Here is a 19,670-nt window from a genome sequence, read left to right on the forward strand (position 1 = left end):
ATTCTCCATCTGGGCTTCATGGGTTTTTAACGCATTTTCTTGGATTTTTTTGTAATGCGCATAAGATTCCAAGCTATCTTTGTGGATAGCTTCCGCCCTGCTTTTTAATTTCTCCTGCGTTTCAAATGATGCTGAATTTTTACTATATTCGTATATCGCCTTATTGTGGCTGGCTATATAATTTTCGTAATTATCTTCGTATGCATCAATAGTATCTTGATGCTGCTTTACTGCCATTTCAATTTTTAGATTAATTTCGGATTCCAATTGACGTAGTTGATTTAACTGCTGTAGCTGTTGTTGTTCCAGCTGCCAATTAATTTCCTCTAAAGCTTTGAACGAAAGTGAACCTGTAACCAATTTGTTAGCAGCTACACTAGCAGCAGCCTCATCAAGAATTTCTTCTTCAGCTTTAATATATGATTCATGTGATTCTAACTCTTTTTTAACCATAGCTACCCCCTTTCCTTTCACGCCACGAAAAGGCTCGTACACCATCTATATCCAAAGCATTGAGTAAAACTAAAGCTGCGCCATTTGGGCTTTTTTCATTTCTTTCCCACTTTGAAATCGTTACAACCGAAAGGTTCATAAACTCTGCAAGCATTGCCTGGCTTAGTTCAAAGCGTTCACGAAGTTCCTTAATCTGTTTGCCGCTCATGTGGTTTACTGCGCTCATTCTGGAGCGGAAATCTTTAAGCGATTCACGCTGATTGCTTATATTCATAGGTAGCTCCCGTATACTTATAACTATAGTACTAAGTATGGCACTGGCAATCAAAAATTTTTTGTTCAAGCGGGCAGATACTCTACCGGGATTTCAATAGGTGTGTTCTGCTGCGCCAGCGCGTCATTCAGGCTTATACGGTCATTGGCATAGTCCTGCACGCGATATCCGTTCAGCCCTGCTGACTCCGCCTCTCTGATCTTAGCGTTATAGCTGGCCTGGCTTTCAGCCCTGATGCGTGCGCTCTCTTTAAAGTAGTAATCACTCGCTTTCGCATAATTGTCGGTGCAGGCAACCAGCACGCCCTGAGAAACTACCTCATAACGCCCCTGAAACTCTTCGCCGCAGTCCAGCAGCTGCACGCCGGATTTGCCGGACGACGCCAGCACGGTTTTGTCGATAGGCAACCCATTTGCCGGGACAACGTTTCCAAAAATGGTTTTCATCTGATGATCCTTATTTTTCTTATGCGCAGGCACTACCTACCCGCAGGCCAGACTATACGGGAAAAGTGTCAAAAACTTCTATAATTATTTTTTAAAAATTTAGATATTAAGTAACCCAAAGTATCAGCGCCGGGTGCTCTCAACAAATTACAAACTGGTTAAGGTGCCGCTTCCTTTAACACCATTGAGTGAATTATGAGTAACCGTAAGCCCACCGCATTTGAGCTTTTCCACAACCTGAGCATGGCGCTGCGCGAAGATCCGCAGTTCCAGTACGAATATAACTATTCCCCTGAAACCCGCGTGCTGCTGGAAACGCCTTACTGGCGCTTTACCCCGTCGCAGCGCGCCACGCGCAACATCATGATTGAGCAGATCATGGCAAACGCCACGGCAGAAGATACCCGTGTGCGCCTGATGGCCATGCGCCCGGAATCGCGCTACATGCTGACGCCAACCTACGTCCGCCAGGTCGCGTATGAGTTCTATCTGGAAGCGCAGGCAGAGCTGCCGGACGAGCCGGAAACCGTCGATCTGATGCCGGTAATGTGGGCCACCATGTACGCCCTTAACCTGGCACGCGAAATGGCTACGGATAAGTGGGATGAAATGTCACCGATTGACCAGCGTACTCAGACCAAATGGGTCAGTAACGTGCTGTCTACCGTCAAAATGTCGCGCTATATCACCGACGCAAGCCGCGCCGTCTGGCTGGGTATGTTCATGTCGTTCAGCGATATCCCTGATGACTTCTACGAGCTGCTGGAATCCTGATGGCCATAGCTGAGAAGCCGATCCGCAAGGGTTCCCGCGTGCGCATACGCGGCAACCTGTTTAACGGTGAAGTGTGCGTAGTTGACCGGGTGGACTGGCTGGAGAACGGGCAGCGCTACGTGCTGAAACACCCGTACTACACCTGCCCGCTTAACTACACCCGCGGGGATCTGGAGCTGATACCTGATGACGAATAAAACGCGCTCCGGCGCCGGGGCGGGCTGATGCCTGCCGCCGGCACTCTGGACTCGGTTTGTTCCGGACACGATGGCTTCCCCTCGCGTCAGACCGCTGAGGCTGACGCGGGGCTCACTATCAACGGCAAGCCCGTGCTGGTGGACGGCAAGCTGTTTCCGGATCACACCGACGGCAGCAGTACTCACAACGGCACGGCTGTTACGGGCCGTCCGTGGTTCACCATCAACGGCAAAGGCATTGTGTGCGTCAACGATCCGGTTTCGTGCGGATCGGTGGTCGCCACGGGCGAAGCAGGGTTTGAGGTTAAGTAATGCTCGACAACGACAAACAGATCAACGCGTTTGCTGCCCTCTCCGCTTCCGGCATGGTTACGCCAGCGCCGGTTTTGGTGTGCGAGGGGGCGCAGGCGCACACTGAGCAGCTGGCCGCATCCGTCAGGGCGCTGCTGCTGCCGAACGTCACCTATCCGGCGGAGGTCTCCGGCTATACCGAGAAGCTGTCAGGCTATGCGGCGAGCCTGGACGCTGCAGCAGGCGCTGCTGCCGGATTCGTGGCAGCGGTTAAACCCTTCAGCAGCCCTTCTGAGCTGCTGCAGCTGAAAACCGGATGGGAGTGTCACGTAAAGGGGAATCGCCTCTCTCCAGCCCCGGCGTTCGCGCTGGTGGCCGCAATGGGGGATGAAGCCGTTACAGGCGCAGTGGGCGATCTGCTGCAGGCCGTATCGCTATCCGCGCTCTCCGGAGCAATGGGGGCAATTAACGCAAAAGCAGGTGCTGCTGCAGCACCGGGCGCAACGGGAAGTGCCGCAACCGCGTTGGCGTTTACCGAAGAGGAAACAGCCGCGCTGAGCGAGGCTACCAGCGCGCTCGATGTGCTGCTGTTGCCCCTTCCCGCCAGTACGTCTGCACTTTCCCGCCTGGCGGATCAGGTCAGCGCGTCCACCAGCACGGCAAAAAAAGCCATGTCGGATGCGGTGGCCATCGCGCTTACGTCCGGCCTGAGCGGCGATCCGGTTATGGGTCAGGCCGTCAGCGCCATTATGCCCGCGGCCGTTCTGGCTGCGCTCAACGAGGAGTAACTATGTTCAGTCAAATCACCCTGACCGGCTGGCTCAAGCGTGCGGTAGCCGTGGCGCTCTGCGTCGTGCTGCTGACCGCAGGCCATAAGGGATATGTGATTGTCACGGATCACTTTGCGCATGTTGCGCAGCTGGAGGCGGCAAACAGCACGCTTACTGCGAACAACAAAACGCTGACCGGCAATAACAGCACGCTTAAAACCTCGCTCTCTGAGCAGCAGGCGCAGTTGCAGACGCTGCAGCAGGCGCTGGAGAAACGGGAAAAAGAACGCCAGGACTATGCGCAGAAGCAGGCGCAGCTTGAGCAGGATCTGCAGAAACTTAAAGAGGATAGTCAGAATGAAATTGATGAAATTAACCGGGCGATACTGCTTGCCGGTGTTAATCATACTGCTTTGCCTGCCAGCGTTATTCGCATGCTCCGGGACAAAGCCCGCGCCGTTAATTCCCGAAGTCGTGACGGTCACAAAGCTGGTGGAGCTGCCGCCTCAAAAGGCGCTGGCCTATCAGCCGTGCCAGGTGGATGAAAACATCCCCGGCTTCACCGACAGGCTACCCGCTTACGTGGCGGGAATACTGGCCTCAGTCGATGAATGCAACAGGCGAAACGGTCTGATATCAGACTATAACGCCAGTCGCTGAAAGCAGCCCTTCGGGGCTGTTTTTATTCTATTGAGGATAAAAGAATGGATGCATAAAGTTCAAAAAAAGCATTTGACGAACCAGCAGCCCCATCAAAAGAGCCGATAACTTTAAACATCGTATCTCCTGCTTTATGAAGGCTGACAACATATTTATATCTAGGATTTGTACTAACTGTACCAAATGCCCGCCACGTCTTAATGCCCCTTAAATCCTCATAGCCGGACGTTTGTATATCAGAAAAAGCGTCAGTTTTTTTTATGTCTTCAATGTATGTTTCGAGATTTACCGGTAAGTAGTCTGTTGAAAAGCCAATTGCCTCTTTGGTTGCTTTGTTTTCAAACGTTGTAGTGACGCGATCGAGGTCAACTTTAGTTGTTAGTATCCAAACTGGATCGACCACGAAAGTGTTGTGCGTAACTGGATTACTCCAGACCATAGGACTGTCGGCAACACGGCCAGCACTTGGAAATTTATGTTCGCTCTGCGCAGCTATTGATATAGCAGGGGTGCCTGTAAAAGTAGTCACGAATGACGCGATGAGTAAAAGACGACTGCAATAATTGCGTTGGTATTTATTTTTCTTTTGAGTGGAAATAATAGCCATGTGTGTTCCTTGCAAGGCGCAAAACGCGCACAAAAAAAGCCGCTGACATAGCGGCTTATGATTTATTAGTGTGTGGCTATTTTATTTTATTCAGACTTTCAATTCACTGGCTGCGCGGTAGTTTCAGAATTACCCGCTGTGTCTGCCATATACGCTGCTGCGATTTCCGGCCTGCCTGTTTCCAGCATGATTTTACGCATTCCTGCCGCCAGATTGCCCTCACCCGCCAGCAGCAGAAAATCACGCGCCGCACTCGGCATGTAAATAGACGCCGTAACCGGGTTATGCATCTGCTGCGTGTTACCGGCTTTGCGCCAGCGAGGCAGCGCGCGGATCTCGTCATCTCCTAATGTCGGGCTGACTTCCATAATGATTTCTGAGCCGTACATGATGATGATCTGCTGCGCCAGTGAGCGGGGTTCGGCCTCACTCAGAAGGTAATCAAGGTGCTGCTGAGCGTCGCGCCGGCTGCCGGTCGAAAGCATGTGTGAGCGGGAGCCGTTTGCGTATTGAAAGTAGAGCTTATAAGCCATGAGGTTTACCAGTGGTCAAATTCATTCGCGCAATTTACACTATTTGTCTAAAATTTTCCTTAGAATTTAAATAATTCTCTTGCATCCCGATCTACGCAAATTACAAACCGCTTAAATTCACCCTCGTCAAAAGTTCCCTCGCAGCCGCGCCCTGAAAAAAGGGTCTACTTGTGAGTAAAGATATTGCCCCGGCTCGCCAGCGCGAGCAGGACGTTATGCAGCGTGCATCGCGCGTTATGGCTTTCACCGTTGACGCACAGCGCAACGCAGATGGCTCAATGATTTCTGACCGCCAGTCTATGTCCGTCAGTATTGGCGCGGCGGCTGGCCGTGATCCGATGTTTGAAGGCGTTAACCCGGAGTTTTGCCGTCTGGTAGGCACCGCGTGGGCGTCGAGCATGATCGAGTACAAAGAGCGTAATGGCACCTATCCACCAGCTGATCAGCTGGCGAACGCCAGCCGCGCGCTTGAAAACCTGATGATCGAATCAGCGGCTGAAAAGCATGAAGGCAACGGCAAAGCGATGTTTGAGTCCGTGGCTGCTGATATGTGCACCTCTGACGGCGTAATGCGTCAGGCGCAGTTTGCCGCGCTGATCCTGCCTGCGGTGCTGGGCGCTGCCACCAGCGACGCATGTACCTTTGTTCCGTGCGAGCGCGACGAAGCGAAGATTTATGAGCTGATGAACGTGGCCGGTACCAGCTTTGGCACCTTCCAGAAGGGCGATGAAATGCACATGCAGTCTGCGGCGGTTTACTCGCAGATGAAACGCCTGTACCTGTTCCCTGCTGCAGCGCAGCCGGACGGCACCAAGAAAACCTTCACCTTCAGCATTAAGGCGATTGAGAATGCGGATATGCCGATCCGTGCTGGCCGCACCAAGCTGCTGATCAACCGTCGTCCGAGTAAAGTCGATGATACTGACGGCAACCTGTTTTTCTCCGACAAAGACGTCAAAGGCAACCAGTTCCAGGCTACCTGTAAAGTCGATTACGACAAAGGCACCATTGCTGTAACCTTTACTGATGCGCCGGCTAAAGGTACTGAGCTGGCCGCACAGGTCGAGATCAACGTTGAAAAAGCGCCAGGCCTGATCCCGGTTATCAACCAGTCAATGCGTGAGTTCACCATCAAGCCGTCGCAGTTCGTTATTGCGTCTGAGCATACCGTGATGTCTGCGTCCGATCTGAGCCGTGAATTTGGCATCAACCTGTCGTCCACGCAGTTTACTGCAATGCGTAACTGGCTGAGCCATGAGCAGGACATGATGCGTCTGCGCACTATGGCATTCCACACCGTATACGGTCGTGAGTTTGACGTGGCGCTGCCGGAAGGCCAGACCTACGAATCGTGGGTAACGCTGCTGAAGCACGCTGTTACGCAGCTGAGCACTGACATGGTGAACCGTACCCGTAAGGCGGGCATCCGTGGCGGTTTTGCAGGTGGCGAGGCGGCAAACTTCCTGAAAAGCCTTCCGGCTAACGTGTTCCAGGCCGATCCGAACTTCGTCCAGTCGCCATACATTCAGCGCATCGGCACCCTGTTTGGCATCTATCCGATCTACGAAGTACCGACCGCTATCTGCGATCAGTTCGTGGCCAACGGCGTGGCACTGAGCAAAGAGGACATTCTGTTTTATGGCCGTGGTGATTCCATCGGTGATGCTGGCCTGATCGCCGGTGACGCCGTTCCGGCAATCCCGTATGTCCACGAAACCAACCCGTCTCTGGTCAACCGCACCACGCTTTGGGGTTCTTCCCTCAACGAGCTGCACCCGCGCAATGGTGAGAATTACTTCGCCAAGCTGACGCTGACCAATGCGAAAGAAGGCGCTTACGACATGCTGACCGGCAAGAAAATTCAGGGCGAAACCGCACCTGAAGCTGTCACCACCGGTACTGCCAGCTAATCCCCTTTAACGCCCCCGTTAAGGGGGCATTTCATGGAAATATCACATGAATAAGATCCCTTTTGCAGTAGGCCAGGCGGCTGGCGTCGGCATAAGCGAAGTCAATGCTGACGCAACGACGTCGGTCACATCCGGCGGCGCGTCCGTCTTTGCAGGCCTGGTCATTTCCCGCCGCGGTAAAATCGGCTCCGTACTGCGCGTTACGGCTGACAACTTTCAGGCGGTGCTGGGCGCGCCTATTCACCCGCGCAGCGGCGCGGCCTTTGAACCTCTGCGCCACGTTGCAACGGCGGTAAACGGCGGCGACGGTTATGTGGTACGCGTGCCGGCGCCGGGAATGAAGATCCCCGCCCTGTCACTGACTGCTGATACCACCATGCAGGAGCTGAGCGTGGTTGCCACCAACTTCGCGCCGGGAACCGATCCGGTTCTGGCGGCTGGCGCTGCGGCCATGATTTACATCGAGGACGGCGACGCCTCTGCAGACCGCACGCTGAGCATGGAGGCGGATAAAACCGCTCCGGGCTTCTACATCCTGACGCTGAAGCAGGTTGACGCGGCCGGCGGTGAAACGGAGCTGGAGTCACACCAGATCTCTTTTAATCCCGACGCCACCAGCGATATGGGATCTCCGGCGTTCCTGCCGACCGCGCTGGAAAACGGCTCTACCCGCCTGCGCGCCGTGGTAGCTGATGACGTTGAAACGCAGATGCTGCAGATCACCGAAGGCTTCGAGGATATGCAGTTCAGCGGCGGTACCGACGGCGATCTGTCTGCGATTGAAACGGCGGATTACTCCAAAGCGCTGACCGTGCTGCGCAAGTCCATGTTCACCTGGACCGCCGTGCTGTCGCTGGGCTGCTATGACCCGACCATCCTCGCCGCGCTGGTGAAGCTGGCTGAAGATACCCGTACCGATATGTTTTATGACATTCACGGGGCGCAGCTGTCAGCCGCCGCTATTGCCGAAGCGCAGAGCCATAGTTTCGGCGGTTCGCATCAGGCGGCGCGTTACTACTGGCCGTACACCGCACGCGATGCGTTTACCGGTACCAACGTCAGCTGGGGGATCTCCTGCGATGCGTTTGTGGCGAAAGCGAAAGGCGTTGCGCTGGTCTCCGACGTCGGTGGCTGGCACTACGCGCCGGCAGGCGTGTCGCGCGGCATTATCGGGCGCCAGAACATCAAGCCGATCCCGAGCCTGGATGAAATCGACCGCGAAGCCTTTGTGAATGCGCGCATTAACCCGGTGAGCCTGGATAAGAACGGGAATATGTACATTGACGATTCCCTGACCACCTTCGCCAAAAACAACTACCTGCGCCTGCAGCACATCAGTTCGCTGATGAACGCGATTGCACGCAGTTTTTACGACGTGGCGGAAGCGCTCAAGCATGAGCCGGACGGTATCACCTTTAAAGGCCTCACGGATGGCCTGAAAGACGTTCTGGAGCGCTTCGTTGCCGCTGAGGCGCTGGTTAAGCCGCGTGACGCCACGCAGGGTACCGAGCCGTTTGTCATCGCCGTTGTGCAGAAAGATATCGACCTGTGGGAAGTCACCTGGTCTGTCTGCCCTACCGGCACTTCACGCCGCATCGTCGGTAAGCCAACCCTGCTTCGCTAACAGAGGAAATTATGAACAACATTTTTAACCACAAGTCTCATGGCCTCCTGGGCGCGGCGTTTGCCGCGCCGGAAGCAGAGCCCGCTAAACAGGACTTTATGGCGGAAGGCGTCAATGACGGCGAAGCGGCAGAGTCGCGCGTCATGGCGATGTTTGAAGCCGTGGAGCGTCGCGCCGGTGAGGATGCCCGCTCTGTTGCCGCGTCCCTGCTGGCGGGCTGGATTGCCGACGGCGAAGCCGACGCTGACAGCTTTGAAGCGCTGGCGCTGGTGCTGGCCGGTCTGGATGGCATTGGAGAGGACGACGATCTGACTGATGACCAGGTAGATCAGTTTAACGACGCGCTGGGCCAGCTGGCTAACGCTGCCGTTGCACTGGGTGCGGATCAGGATGACGTCACCAGCATGATCGACGACGACGACGACAGCGCCGCTGAGAACGTATTCGAGGCGCTTTCCGGCCTGAGCGACGACGACGAAGCCATTGCTGATTACACCGTTGCTGGCGGCAAAGGTGGCGAAGCCATGCTTGAGTCAGCCACGTTCAAAGCCGTGCGCGATGGCGTGGTAACGCTTATCCGCAAGCGTCCGAAGAAGCGCCGCATGACGTCTCTGCAGAAGCAGGCGCTCAAAAAAGCCCGCATGAAGGCGCACAGCTCAATGGCGAACGCGCACCGTAAGAAGTCGATGAAGCTGCGCAAAAAGCGCGGTCTGTAAGGGATAGCCGCCGGTTAACGCCGGCGGCAATGAGGATAGCGCGATGATCTGCGGTGCAATCATGCCGGACGGGGTAAGCCCATTCCTGAAGCTCTACATCACGTCTCAGACGGCGATGGTCGTGGGCTATATCGGGGAAGGGTCGAGCGCCAGTCTCGAATCCATGTGGGAATCCCCTTTTGCCAATGACTCGCTTGGCGGCGTGGCCGGTGCGGTCAGCACGGCAGCGGGCAAGCTGGCGAGCGGCACGCAGGCGGCAACCGGGAATACCTCAAAGTCTGAATTTAACTCCCTGCTTATCTGGGAAGGCCAGCAGCCGCCAGAGTTCAGCATCGTGGTAGACCTGATGGCCACCGTGAACGCGAAGATCGAAGTAATGGACGCAATCATGGCGCTGCAGCAAATGGCTTCGCCTGAACTGAATGCCGCCCTCCCCGGCGGTCGCCGTCCTCTCCCCGTCATTCTGGATATCGGGCGCCGCCTGAAGATCATGGACGTTGTGATCAAAAGCGTCAGCTACCAGCTGGACGCGCCCCGTACCGCTGAGGGGTATTACACGCACAACACCGTCACGCTGCAGTGCTCCGGCCAGAGCGTCCAGAACCAGTCTGATATTCCATTTATGTTTATCTGAGGAACAATTTATGTCCGGCTTTTCCAACACAAAACCCGACGTGGCATTTCTGAAAAAACGCTTTAACCAGAACCTTGCCGCCGGTGAAAAACTTATCGGCTCCGAATACTGGATGACCGTTAAGGGTTACCCGAATCTGTCCATTCTGGTCCGCACAACTCAGCTGCCTGAAATGGCGCGTGAGGACGTTGAGGACGTTGCGCCAGGCGGCATGAAGTTTAACCAGCACGGCGTACTGAAAAACTCCGGCGAGTTCCAGATGACCTGCGTTGAAACCATTAAGGGCGACGTCTTTGCAGCCGTCCGCAAAATGGTGCTCAACAAAGAGTATCTGGATCTCACCTTTGCCGCCGCCGCCGAGTCAAACAGCGGCGCTGACGCTGGCCTGACGCGCAACTACCTGCACTGCAAAATCTACTCAGACGCCGTGGATTTTGGCTCTGAGGACACGACTGCAGCCGTCAAGCTGCCGCTGCGCGTAGTGTATAACTGGGCTGAATAATCATGACGCCGGCCGAACTGCTTGAAGCCGTAAAAACGCGCTTCACGACGCTGCTGGTGGACGAGGCACCGCTGCTGCAAAGCCTTCTCCGCCAGGCGCTGGGCGTCTATCAGGATCGGGCCGGCGTAACCGGTCGCACACGCATTGAAAAAACGGGGGGCGCAAGCCTCCCGTTTCCGTCTGATTACCTCTCGCTGGTAAACGTGAACGACTTCAATGGCGCGCTGGTGTACGCCGATCCCTGGGAATCCACCATAGAGCTTGAGCTGACTGGCCGCGAAAAATGGCCGCTCACCCTGCTCTACTTTCGCAATATCCGCGACTGCGATTATGACGTGGCGACGCTGCCGCCGGACATTACCGGGCTGATTGAAGATTACCTTGAAGCGCTGATAGCGATTCCTAACGTGGAGCGCCTGCGCCGGCTGCACATCGCCGGAAAGTTTGATGCAACGTTTCTGCCGGATGAAGCCACGCTGCACCAGCGCAAAACCGATCTGGAAGCGCAGATCTCCGCTAACCGGGCAATTATCCCCGCAATGAGTTCCTGGTAAGGAGACTGCATGAGCTTTTTTGACGGGCTGGCCGGGAACATCAAAGGCCTGGCCTCAAGTACGGCCAGACAGGCTGGCAGCAGCCTGATATCCAACATTCTGGCGCGTGCCTCCTCAAACATGAGCGGCGGCGGTGGCGCGTCTTATGCAGGCCTGCCGCCTGAGCTCTCCAGTGCTAAAGCCATTCTGGAAATGGCGATGCGCATTCGCTACGCGCAGGGCTGGCAATGGAACATCGAAATAGACGGCTTCTCGCGCGTGGATATGTACGTGAAAGATATCACCTACAGCGCTAACAACGTGGAGACCGAGAGCAAGCTGATTGGCGGCGTGGAGTTCGTGAAGCCAACCCACGTTACGGCGGGCTCTGTCACCATGACGCTCCGCGACAACGAAAGCGGCGAACTGCTGCAGAAATTCAAGGAGAAGCGGGCGCGCATATCCAACGGCGACGGCACCTTTAACCTCCCTCCTGCCTACCTGTTAAACATCCGGATTTACCGGGTGACGCAGGATGGTCAGGCCTCACAGGAAGAAGAAATGAAGGGTTTCATTACCACGATTGGCGAGATCTCCCGCGCGCGCGATGCCGTGGGCGAGTTTGCCACCTTCCCTGTGACCTTTGTGAAGTACACCAGCGCCGGCGGCGCGCTGAACGGACTGGCAAAAGGATTAACCGGAGGAATTACAAACCAGGTTCAATCATCCGTATCAAACCTCATTAAATTCTGAAGGACACTCCCGTGAATATTCCCCCGCTTCCCCTGGCCTCGCGTCCCGGTACCGAAATCCAGTTTCGTCAGCCGGTCATGAAAGACGCGCTCAGATACAGCACGCAGGATGAGATCAGTGACGAACGCCGCGTGACTGAATACCTCAATCACCTGCAGGAAGGCCCGCTGAGCGACAGCCGCGACTGGACTGCGCAGGAGCGGCGCACCGCGCTCTGGTGGATCATGATTAACAGCCGCGCAGATAACCTTGAGGCGTTTCACTACACCTGCGAACACTGCAAAGAAGTGCATACCTACGACTTTGACCTGTCAGACCTGGCGGAAACCGTCGAGCTGCTGACCATTGAGCCATACGAGCGCGTGAGCGTGCCGGTCAACGGCGTGGCAACCAACTGGACGCTAAAGCCGCTTACCGGGCGCGGTCAGGAGATGCTGGAGCGCCTGCGCGTGAGCCTGCCGGATGCAGACGCGCCGGAGTATGAGGCAGCGCTTGTACGCATGCGCATTGCTGAGTTCGCGCTTTGCACCGCGCTGGATGACGATCCGGAGGATTTTGAAGCTGCCGCAAACCGTCGCTTCGACATTATGGAAAACATGGTTCCGGATCTGGAGTTTGCACCACTGGTGGCGCATATCCAGCTGATGCAGAGAAACCTGCGTCACGGTCTGCGCATGCAGATCACACAGGGTCAGGTGCGCCTGCTGCTTCCGCCAACACCATGCGAAAAGGAGGGCATGCAGATGAACACCACTCAACTGTTTATCCCCTTTCGCTCTGGATTATTTATTCCGAAATTTTCAACTCAGTGGATGGCTAACCATCATTGACAACCTGACGCTGGTTGCGCGCCAGCCTGTCGGAGATGTGGACAATTTACCATTGTGGCGAGCTATCCAGATGAACAACACGCTAATTGAGCAACTGAAAAGAACACAATACAGGGCCGAACTATGAATCTTGAAAGTCAGGCCCGGATAATAGACGCCATTCAGGACGCCAGCGAAGCTGAATTAAAGCAACTGACACTTATCCGGAAAGCGCTTACTGGCGATTTAAAACCGGATAAAGCCAGCAACAGCAAGGATTCAGGCCTCACAATCAGACGCTCTGTTACCGGGCGCAATCGCGCTTCAGAAAGTGCGGATAAGCGCTCTAAAAACGACACTGATGTGATTGAAAAAGAGCACAACAGAAGCGATAAAAAACCACAGGCGCAAAAGAAACAGATAAAAGTCACAGAAAGGTCAAAAAAAAGCACACAAGAACCTCAAAAAAAGCATGAAAGAAACCAAAATGGACCACAAATAAATCAGGAAAGAATCACAACAGAAAACCCGCGCAGGGACGCAAGCGGGCGCTTCAAATCGCGTACTGAATCAGGCGATGCATCGGCTGCGCAGCAGGAGAAAAATGCCCGTCGCGCCGAACAGCAGCAGCAGCAGGGCTTCTATCGCTCACTTACCAGCATGATGAAATCTGCTACTGAAACAAACAGCGATGCCATGTCATCAGGGACAGACATTGCCGGTACCGCCGCAGGGGGGCCGCTCTGGATGATGGGTAAAGGCATGTACGACATTTCCGCCGAAGTCGGTAAAAACGTCGTCTCGCTGAAAAACTTCATGCAGGGAAAAACCGAAGGCAACGCCGCGCTGAAAATTGAACCGCCGGTGACGCACCCGCCAGTTACCGCAGCAGCGAAGCAGCCGCCGGCCGTCGGCAAGCCAAAATCAGCTGATGGCTATAAGAGCGCGCAGCAGGCAAAGGCCGTACAGGTCACGCAGGAGCAGACCAAAATACTCGCCGCCAATGACGATCGCATCATCAGCGGCCTGGACGACGTGCGCGACGAAATCAAAAAGCTCGCGCATGCGTCGGGTGGGAAAGACGGCGGGCTGCTGGACTCGCTCATACCCGGCAGGCGTAAACGACGCTCCCGCGGACGAAAGCGTGGTGCGCTTACTGCCGCTGCAGGGGCGCTTGATACCGCAGGCGATCTGCTGCCGGACGGCAAGAAAAAACCTCATGGGGAAAAAACCCGGCCTGAGCCGAAAAAGAAAAGCCTGCTGACAAAGGCAATGGAAGCCCTGAAAGGCGGCAAAAAAGCGGCAACCGTTGCCGGCGCTGGCGCTGCAGCTGCAACAGCGGCCACCGGCGCAACCGTGCTTGCCAGTACGAAAGCAGCAGGCGAAACCGCCGCAAAGGAAGGAGCTAAAGCCGCTACAGATACCGCAGGCAAGGTAGCAGCTAAAGAGGGCATTGCTGTATCTGAGAAAGCCGCTGCCGCCGCCGCTGAGCAAACCGCTGAGAAAGGTGGCCTCAAAGTGGCCGGGAAGGTCGCCGGAAAAACCGCGCTGAAAGCGATCCCGCTGGTGGGTACCGCAATAGGTGCGGGAATGGACGCCTATGAAGGCTTTCACGATACCGACGGCCAGAAAAAGGCGTTCGGCCTGAAAGAGAATCAGGCTGTCAGCGGCAGACAGAAAGGCGAATACACCGCTGCTAACGTGCTGAACATGGGCGGGCTGCTGTCGGGCGGTACCGGGTTGCTGGCGAAGGGCGCGAGCGCGCTGGGTATGGATGGTGCGGCTAAGGCGCTGACGTTTGACACCGGGGATATCGCTAAGGGGCTGGATTCGGGGCTGAGCAAGGTAGGCGACGTGTTCACCTCGTTTTCCACCAGCGCTGTCAGCGCCTATGACAAGCTCACCGGCACCAGCGCTGAGCAGACGAAGGCGATCACGGACGGGACCGAGAAAACCGTTACGGCGATCAACCGGCTGGGCTCACAGCTGCAGGGTGGAACATGGGGCGAGGATGGCGTAGGTGCACAGGGTAAAAGCACAGCTGACTATGCCGACGTGGCGAAAAACAGCATCGGCGCGGATCTCAACATCGGCGGTGCGAATGCGAAAACCCGATCCTTCCGCAATAACAATTTCGGCAACCTGAATTTTGTCGGGCAGGAGGGCGCAAGTCTGGAGGCGAAGAACGCCAAAGGCGAGGCGCGCTTTGCGAAATTCAACACGCCGGAGGAAGGTTTCAGGGCGCTGGCCAACCAGCTTACCAGCTATTCCGAAGGCACCTCTAAAGCTGCCGGTTACAAGAAGCTCAATACCGTTGAGGACATTATCAAGCTGTATGCCCCGCAGAGTGAAAATGACACGTCGAATTACGTCGATTCACTCTCTAAAAAGCTGGGTGTGAAAAGCAATCAGCAGCTTGACCTCAAAGATCCCAAAGTCATGACGCAGATGATGCGGGGTATCGCCACCATCGAGGGCGGCAACCCGCAGGTGACGAATGACTTCATGATGAATGCCATTGGCCACAATGAAAACGGCAAGTGGGTAGGGGGCAAATTCAGTGATGAATCACTGAAGTCGGTAAACGAAGCGCGGACAAAGCAGGGGCTGGCACCCGTTGCCGCCGATTCGCTTTATTCGGCCGGCGACAAGGTAAAAGTAACGCCTGGTGCAGCGGCACCCGCTGCCGCACCTGCCATGCCAGCGACACCTGCTGCAGCACCTGCCGTCGTGGTAAATGCGCCCGCTGCGCCAACCGGCTCACAGGTTGCCGCCGCCGCCGCGAAATCTGACAAAGATAAACCTGCCACGGGCTTAACCGACAAAATCAAACAGGACGCGTCGTCCGCCTGGGGCAGCGTGAAAGGCCTCAACCAGTGGGCTGACGGCAAGTTACAGGGCGCAGCTGAATCACTGGGCGTGGAAGGTCTGGCCCGCAACCGTCCAACCAGCGGCCTTTCGCTGCCTGCCGGCGATTCGCTCCCGGCTGGGCTGCAGCTGGCGGCGCTTTCACCGGGCCAGATTGCCACGCGCTCACGTCCCGTTGCTACGTCAGGCGCATCGTTTGGCCGCGCCCGCGTCCGTCCGAACTCTGCCACGTCCGGCAGCGTTGTTAATGCGGCAAAAGAGCAGGTCATCAACAGGGCTATGGCGGCTGACAGCGCGCCAGCGCAGCCTGCAGCAGAAGCCGGATTTTTTGATCGCATGATGGGTGGCGCGATGGACGGCGTGAAAGCCGTTGGCTCTGCCGTCATGCCTGCCCTGGGCGACACCTTCAGCCAGACGCTGGGAGGCTTCAGCGGTAACGACATGATAAGCGGCGTGCTGGGTCAGGCGGGCATAACCGATCCGGGGATTCTCAGGGCCGTGTCACCGCTCACCAGCAAAGCGGGCGGTTTTCTGGACAGCGGCATTGAGTCGCTGGCCAGCGCCGGCCAGTCATTTTTTGCAGGCGGCAGCGCATCCCCGGCACGTTCCGCACCGCAGCAGCCGCTGCTGAGTCACCCGGCACAAATCCCGAACGTCACTGATTTAGGCGCCAGCGGCATGCGTCCGATGATGAAGGGCGACAGCGCCGGTCAGGATTCGGACATGCTCAAAGAGCTGAAAGCCATGCGCACGCAGCTGGAGGCGCTGCTGGGCGTCACCAAGAAAAAAGGCGAAGAAGCACCGGACAAAGTGGTCAATACCGCGCAGCCGGCGCCGCGCCAGTCGTCGTCGCTGAGCATCAGCGATCCGGCGCTCAACGAATTACTGAGGGACTAACGCATGCAAAACGAAATTGACTGCCTGATGCGCGTGGATCAGGGCGGCGTCGTGCTGAAAGAGGGCGATTCTCAGGCGTGGCTTGCCCGCCTTGAAGAGTGGCTGAGAACCCCGCAGGGCAGCGTCTATGGCCTGCCTGGCTGGGGGAACACCATGCAGGACTACAAACATGAGCCAGTCGGATCGGAGACCGGCCATTTAACCGAAGTCGCCATAGAAGCGGCGCTGCTGCGCAAGCTGCGTATCGATCTGCCGGGGCTGGGGTTACGCGCTATCCGCTGCGCCCCGGAGAACGTTGATACCTGGCAAATCACATTCGTCACATCAAACGGCACGCTGGCCGTGTCCATGAACAAAAGTTAACCGGGGAATATCGTGAACATTCAGGCATTACAGGACAAATTTAACGGGCTGCTGCAGAGCAACAGCTGGTGGAGAAAGTTTACCAATAGCCAGTTCATTCAGATGATGGCCGTGTTTGGCGCGCAAATCATTTACGCCGCGCAGAGCACCGCCGAACGCGGGCTGACTGAGGGCTTTATCTCCACGGCAACGAAGCGATCGAGCATTCTCGCCGCAGCCGAAGATCGTAACTACATTGGCCACTTAATCACGCCGTCATGGGGCAGCGTGAAGATCACCAATAAAACGGATCAGGACATTCAGCTGCCGATTTACGCAGAGTTTCTGTCGCTGGCGCAGCTGCCCTACGTCACAACCGACGTGATTTATATCCCGGCAGGCAAAAGCGTGACGGTGAACGACGTGCGCCAGATGGAGTACGTCAACGTGTCCACCACCATTGAGGCTGAATCGGCGTTTTACACGGTTATGCTGCCGCGTGACATTACCGAGGAGGCCGTTTCACTCGACGTTTTTGTAACGGAAAACGAGAACAAAACCCTGTGGGAAAATAACCCGCTGTTTCGCCTGTCGCGCGGCACCAGTAAGCATTACGTGATGGTCTATAAGCCGTCCGAGCAGCTGGGCGTGCGCTTTGGCGATGGCGCAATTGGTAAAATGCCGGAGACGGGCAGCAAGGTCGATCTGGACGTGTGGTGCAGCCGGGGTGACACCACGCTGACGCAGGGCCAGAAGCTGACGCCGGCGGGCAACATTGCCGATATGAGCAGCAAAATTGAGGTGGTGACTATGACGCCGATCACCGGTGGCAGCGGTTTTGAATCAACCGAGGAGACCCGCAACCGGGCGCAGTACTACGTTACCTATGATGAGCAGGTTGTATGGGGCGGTGATTACAAATACTTCCTGAATCGCAAAGTGCCGGGTATGTCGTGGATCAGCGCCTGGGGCGAAAAGGAGCAGGAGCAGTCAACCGGCGTTAAATCGCTCTCCAACATCAACACGATTTTCTTTTGTGGCCATAAGCCGGGGTATACACAGGCAGAGCTCGAAGAACTGATCATGACCGCCGTCCTGTCGGTACCCAACGAGCTGAATAAAACCTTCCGCTACGTGCGCACGCAGGAGGAGCCTTTCACGGTAAGCATTAACGCCGTGGCGAAGAAGAACGTCATTATTTCTGATGCGAAAGACGAGGTGCAGAAGCTGCTAGAAGCGCAATTCGGGCGCGACGCGACTACGTTTGGCGACAGCTATCAGAGTGATGTCGCCGCCGGCAAACAGTTTGCGCAGGTGCAGGTAAAAGACCTGTGGCGCGTCATTGAGGAGCTTGATCTGTTTATCTCCTATGACGTGCAGACAAACAATCTGAAAACTGCCGTGCAGCTGAATGACTTTATCTATCTCGACGTTGCTAACTCCAGCATCGAAATTAACTATCTCTGAGGCTGAGCCATGATCAGAAACTGGGTAAAAGACCGGCTCACTAAAGAGAAAAGCACGTCAGAGCTGTGGTCGGGCTTTGCAAATATCCTGCAGTCAGTATTTGAGCAGGCGGTAGAGCCAACGCTTGAACGCATTACCAACCGCAAAAGCTATTTCACGATGGACAAAGACGATCTGACGCTGCGCATGAGCGAGTATGGCCGCTTTTTTGTCGTGGCGGAAACCACGGACACCAGCAGGCCGGTTTTGCTGGCGCAGCGCCTGGACGAAGTGCATTTTAAGGGTACCGATAAGCCGATCACATCAACGTTCTGGCGCGAGTTCGATAACCTGCCCGTGACCTGGCAACCGCTTTATGCACCGGTGGACCAGGAGAAAGCACCTTACGGCTCATTTTTCACCACAAAAGAGGGCGTGGAGGTTGCGCAGGAGCAGTATGGCGAGTTCTTTCTGACGTCTCGCGCCCAAATTTCGGTGGCGCTTAACGAATTGTACGAGCGCTATGGCTACGTGGAGCAGACGGAGGCGGTTAACAAACTGCTGAGCCAGTTTGACCAGATCATTGAGCCGCTGCTGCCGCTGCATATTGTGTTTGACGGCGTGGCACTGTTTATCTCGTTTGAACTTACCGCTGATTCAGAGCGCGTGCGGCTGATTAGTGCCGGTATCGACTACCGGGCCAAAATGTCCTACGCCGATCTGCAATCGGAAATAAAGACGCTGCACATGACGTCACAACAGCTGCATGTCATGTCTCCTGAGCCCGTCAGAGAAGCGCGCTACGTTAAGCGCTATGACGCGCTACCTGCTGATGCCTGGTGGAATGACTACCAGAACAAACCGGACGCCGCTCCGGCGCCGGTTGTTATTACCAGCGCCGGCGGTGACAGCCGCGCCCGGTTATTTACGGAGGAAGGCGTGGAGTACATCGCTATCCTGAAGGGTGACTATCAGGGCGTTACGGTCACCCGTGACGACGGCAGCAGTGAAACAGTGGCGTTTCCCTTCGATGGGACGCCGGAGTTTATTCTGGCGCTGCCCGCGGATGGCAGCGACACCAGCACGGTTACAATGCTTTTTTACGAGCAATTTGTCTCATAGTTGACCTGCGGATTTTACAAACTCCTTACCCTCTGGCCTCTTAACTCTGAGAGGCTTTTTTATGGCTGATACCATCTCCGTCAGCAGCAAGCTGTTTAAGGCGAAGCTGCTGGACTACTACTACATCCGTCGCGCTGAATCATCCATCGGCAAGGGAAACCGCTTCCAGATGGTCAAAGCCTACTGGGGCAAGTCTGCGCTGGTCACCAGTAATGCTGCCGGCGGCTGGAACATTGCGGATATTCCTTCCACCTTCAGCAATGCCAACCTGTCCGGCAAGTTTACTGAGACGCCGCTGATCCTCACCAGCTCCGGCGCGGAAATCTCTGTCTCTATCCAGCTTAACGAGTCAGAGCTTGCCGCTGACAAGGCCTATGACCTTAATACACTGACGCTGGTGGATGGCGACGGCAACGCCTTTGCCGTGCTTTGTCTGCAGCAGGACACGGTATTTCGCGGCAAGGCCTATAACCTGCTGGTTACCATTGAACAGAAAACGGCGTAACGCA

General features: G+C 55.8%; 23 protein-coding genes. 18 read left to right on the top strand and 5 right to left on the bottom strand.

What is annotated here, in order from left to right; all coding sequences use genetic code 11:
• The 3 genes from F3J39_RS17665 to F3J39_RS17675 form a co-directional block, all read right to left on the bottom strand.
• Nucleotides 1-453 (bottom strand): hypothetical protein (locus F3J39_RS17665; RefSeq protein ID WP_166714487.1); only part of this gene is annotated, 453 nt, incomplete at its 3' end.
• Nucleotides 446-727: a helix-turn-helix domain-containing protein gene (locus tag F3J39_RS17670; protein WP_166714488.1), complete on the bottom strand. Its 282-nt coding sequence runs from the start codon at nt 725-727 to the stop codon at nt 446-448. The genes F3J39_RS17665 and F3J39_RS17670, both read right to left, overlap by 8 nt.
• A 65-nt stretch (nt 728-792) precedes the next feature.
• Nucleotides 793-1,173 (bottom strand): hypothetical protein, encoded by a 381-nt coding sequence (locus F3J39_RS17675; RefSeq protein WP_166714489.1) that lies wholly within the window; start codon nt 1,171-1,173, stop codon nt 793-795.
• A gap of 195 nt (nt 1,174-1,368) precedes the next feature.
• Between F3J39_RS17675 and F3J39_RS17680 the strand changes: the two genes are divergently transcribed.
• Genes F3J39_RS17680 through F3J39_RS17700 form a run of 5 tightly spaced genes read left to right on the top strand, consistent with a single transcriptional unit; the run spans nt 1,369 to nt 3,750 of the window.
• The gene (locus F3J39_RS17680) at nt 1,369-1,947 is read left to right on the top strand and encodes a hypothetical protein (RefSeq protein ID WP_166714490.1); all 579 of its coding nucleotides are present in this window, start codon (nt 1,369-1,371) and stop codon (nt 1,945-1,947) included.
• Nucleotides 1,947-2,144 carry a hypothetical protein gene (locus tag F3J39_RS17685; RefSeq protein WP_166714491.1) on the top strand — a complete coding sequence of 66 codons (198 nt, stop codon included), beginning with the start codon at nt 1,947-1,949 and terminating at the stop codon, nt 2,142-2,144. The genes F3J39_RS17680 and F3J39_RS17685 overlap by 1 nt, the downstream gene beginning before the upstream one ends.
• A gap of 27 nt (nt 2,145-2,171) precedes the next feature.
• Nucleotides 2,172-2,456 carry a PAAR domain-containing protein gene (locus F3J39_RS17690; protein WP_040113254.1) on the top strand — a complete coding sequence of 95 codons (285 nt, stop codon included), beginning with the start codon at nt 2,172-2,174 and terminating at the stop codon, nt 2,454-2,456.
• Nucleotides 2,456-3,223: a hypothetical protein gene (locus F3J39_RS17695; RefSeq protein ID WP_166714492.1), complete on the top strand. Its 768-nt coding sequence runs from the start codon at nt 2,456-2,458 to the stop codon at nt 3,221-3,223. Before F3J39_RS17690 ends, F3J39_RS17695 begins: the two co-directional genes overlap by 1 nt.
• 2 nt (nt 3,224-3,225) lie before the next feature.
• On the top strand, nt 3,226-3,750 hold the full coding sequence (locus tag F3J39_RS17700; protein ID WP_166714493.1) for a hypothetical protein: 525 nt from the start codon (nt 3,226-3,228) through the stop codon (nt 3,748-3,750).
• A gap of 137 nt (nt 3,751-3,887) precedes the next feature.
• On the opposite strand, the gene F3J39_RS17705 is transcribed toward F3J39_RS17700, so the two are convergent.
• Nucleotides 3,888-4,472, bottom strand: a complete 585-nt coding sequence (locus tag F3J39_RS17705; protein WP_166714494.1) for a hypothetical protein — start codon at nt 4,470-4,472, stop codon at nt 3,888-3,890.
• Between the two features lie 98 nt (nt 4,473-4,570).
• Nucleotides 4,571-5,005: a hypothetical protein gene (locus tag F3J39_RS17710; RefSeq protein ID WP_166714495.1), complete on the bottom strand. Its 435-nt coding sequence runs from the start codon at nt 5,003-5,005 to the stop codon at nt 4,571-4,573.
• A gap of 170 nt (nt 5,006-5,175) precedes the next feature.
• Here F3J39_RS17710 and F3J39_RS17715 point away from each other — a divergent pair, with 170 nt between their 5' ends.
• From F3J39_RS17715 to F3J39_RS17775, 13 genes are all read left to right on the top strand, one after another.
• Entirely contained in the window at nt 5,176-6,915 is a 1,740-nt protein-coding gene (locus F3J39_RS17715) for a capsid protein (protein WP_166714496.1), read from the top strand.
• A 46-nt stretch (nt 6,916-6,961) separates the two neighbouring features.
• Nucleotides 6,962-8,539 carry a phage tail protein gene (locus F3J39_RS17720; RefSeq protein ID WP_166714497.1) on the top strand — a complete coding sequence of 526 codons (1,578 nt, stop codon included), beginning with the start codon at nt 6,962-6,964 and terminating at the stop codon, nt 8,537-8,539.
• A gap of 11 nt (nt 8,540-8,550) precedes the next feature.
• Nucleotides 8,551-9,255, top strand: a complete 705-nt coding sequence (locus F3J39_RS17725; RefSeq protein ID WP_166714498.1) for a hypothetical protein — start codon at nt 8,551-8,553, stop codon at nt 9,253-9,255.
• A gap of 43 nt (nt 9,256-9,298) precedes the next feature.
• A complete protein-coding gene (locus F3J39_RS17730; protein WP_040113246.1) occupies nt 9,299-9,889 on the top strand; it encodes a hypothetical protein in 591 nt (196 codons plus the stop codon).
• 10 nt (nt 9,890-9,899) lie between these two features.
• A complete protein-coding gene (locus F3J39_RS17735) occupies nt 9,900-10,391 on the top strand; it encodes a hypothetical protein (protein ID WP_040113245.1) in 492 nt (163 codons plus the stop codon).
• Nucleotides 10,392-10,393: 2 nt separating this feature from the next.
• Nucleotides 10,394-10,945 (top strand): hypothetical protein, encoded by a 552-nt coding sequence (locus tag F3J39_RS17740; RefSeq protein WP_166714499.1) that lies wholly within the window; start codon nt 10,394-10,396, stop codon nt 10,943-10,945.
• 9 nt (nt 10,946-10,954) lie between these two features.
• Nucleotides 10,955-11,677, top strand: a complete 723-nt coding sequence (locus F3J39_RS17745) for a phage tail protein (protein WP_166714500.1) — start codon at nt 10,955-10,957, stop codon at nt 11,675-11,677.
• 11 nt (nt 11,678-11,688) lie between these two features.
• Nucleotides 11,689-12,507, top strand: coding sequence for a hypothetical protein (locus F3J39_RS17750; RefSeq protein WP_166714501.1), 819 nt, complete (start codon nt 11,689-11,691; stop codon nt 12,505-12,507).
• Between the two features lie 675 nt (nt 12,508-13,182).
• Complete coding sequence (locus F3J39_RS17755; protein WP_166714502.1) at nt 13,183-16,251, top strand: hypothetical protein; 3,069 nt, start codon at nt 13,183-13,185, stop codon at nt 16,249-16,251.
• Between the two features lie 3 nt (nt 16,252-16,254).
• Nucleotides 16,255-16,614: a hypothetical protein gene (locus F3J39_RS17760; protein ID WP_166714503.1), complete on the top strand. Its 360-nt coding sequence runs from the start codon at nt 16,255-16,257 to the stop codon at nt 16,612-16,614.
• A gap of 12 nt (nt 16,615-16,626) precedes the next feature.
• Nucleotides 16,627-18,060: a baseplate protein gene (locus tag F3J39_RS17765; protein ID WP_166714504.1), complete on the top strand. Its 1,434-nt coding sequence runs from the start codon at nt 16,627-16,629 to the stop codon at nt 18,058-18,060.
• Between the two features lie 9 nt (nt 18,061-18,069).
• Nucleotides 18,070-19,161 carry a hypothetical protein gene (locus F3J39_RS17770; protein ID WP_052246525.1) on the top strand — a complete coding sequence of 364 codons (1,092 nt, stop codon included), beginning with the start codon at nt 18,070-18,072 and terminating at the stop codon, nt 19,159-19,161.
• 61 nt (nt 19,162-19,222) lie between these two features.
• On the top strand, nt 19,223-19,666 hold the full coding sequence (locus tag F3J39_RS17775) for a phage tail protein (protein WP_166714505.1): 444 nt from the start codon (nt 19,223-19,225) through the stop codon (nt 19,664-19,666).
• Nucleotides 19,667-19,670: the final 4 nt, after the last annotated feature.

The sequence above is a fragment of the Pantoea sp. Acro-807 genome (assembly GCF_011752675.1).
Lineage (GTDB): Bacteria > Pseudomonadota > Gammaproteobacteria > Enterobacterales > Enterobacteriaceae > Pantoea > Pantoea eucrina.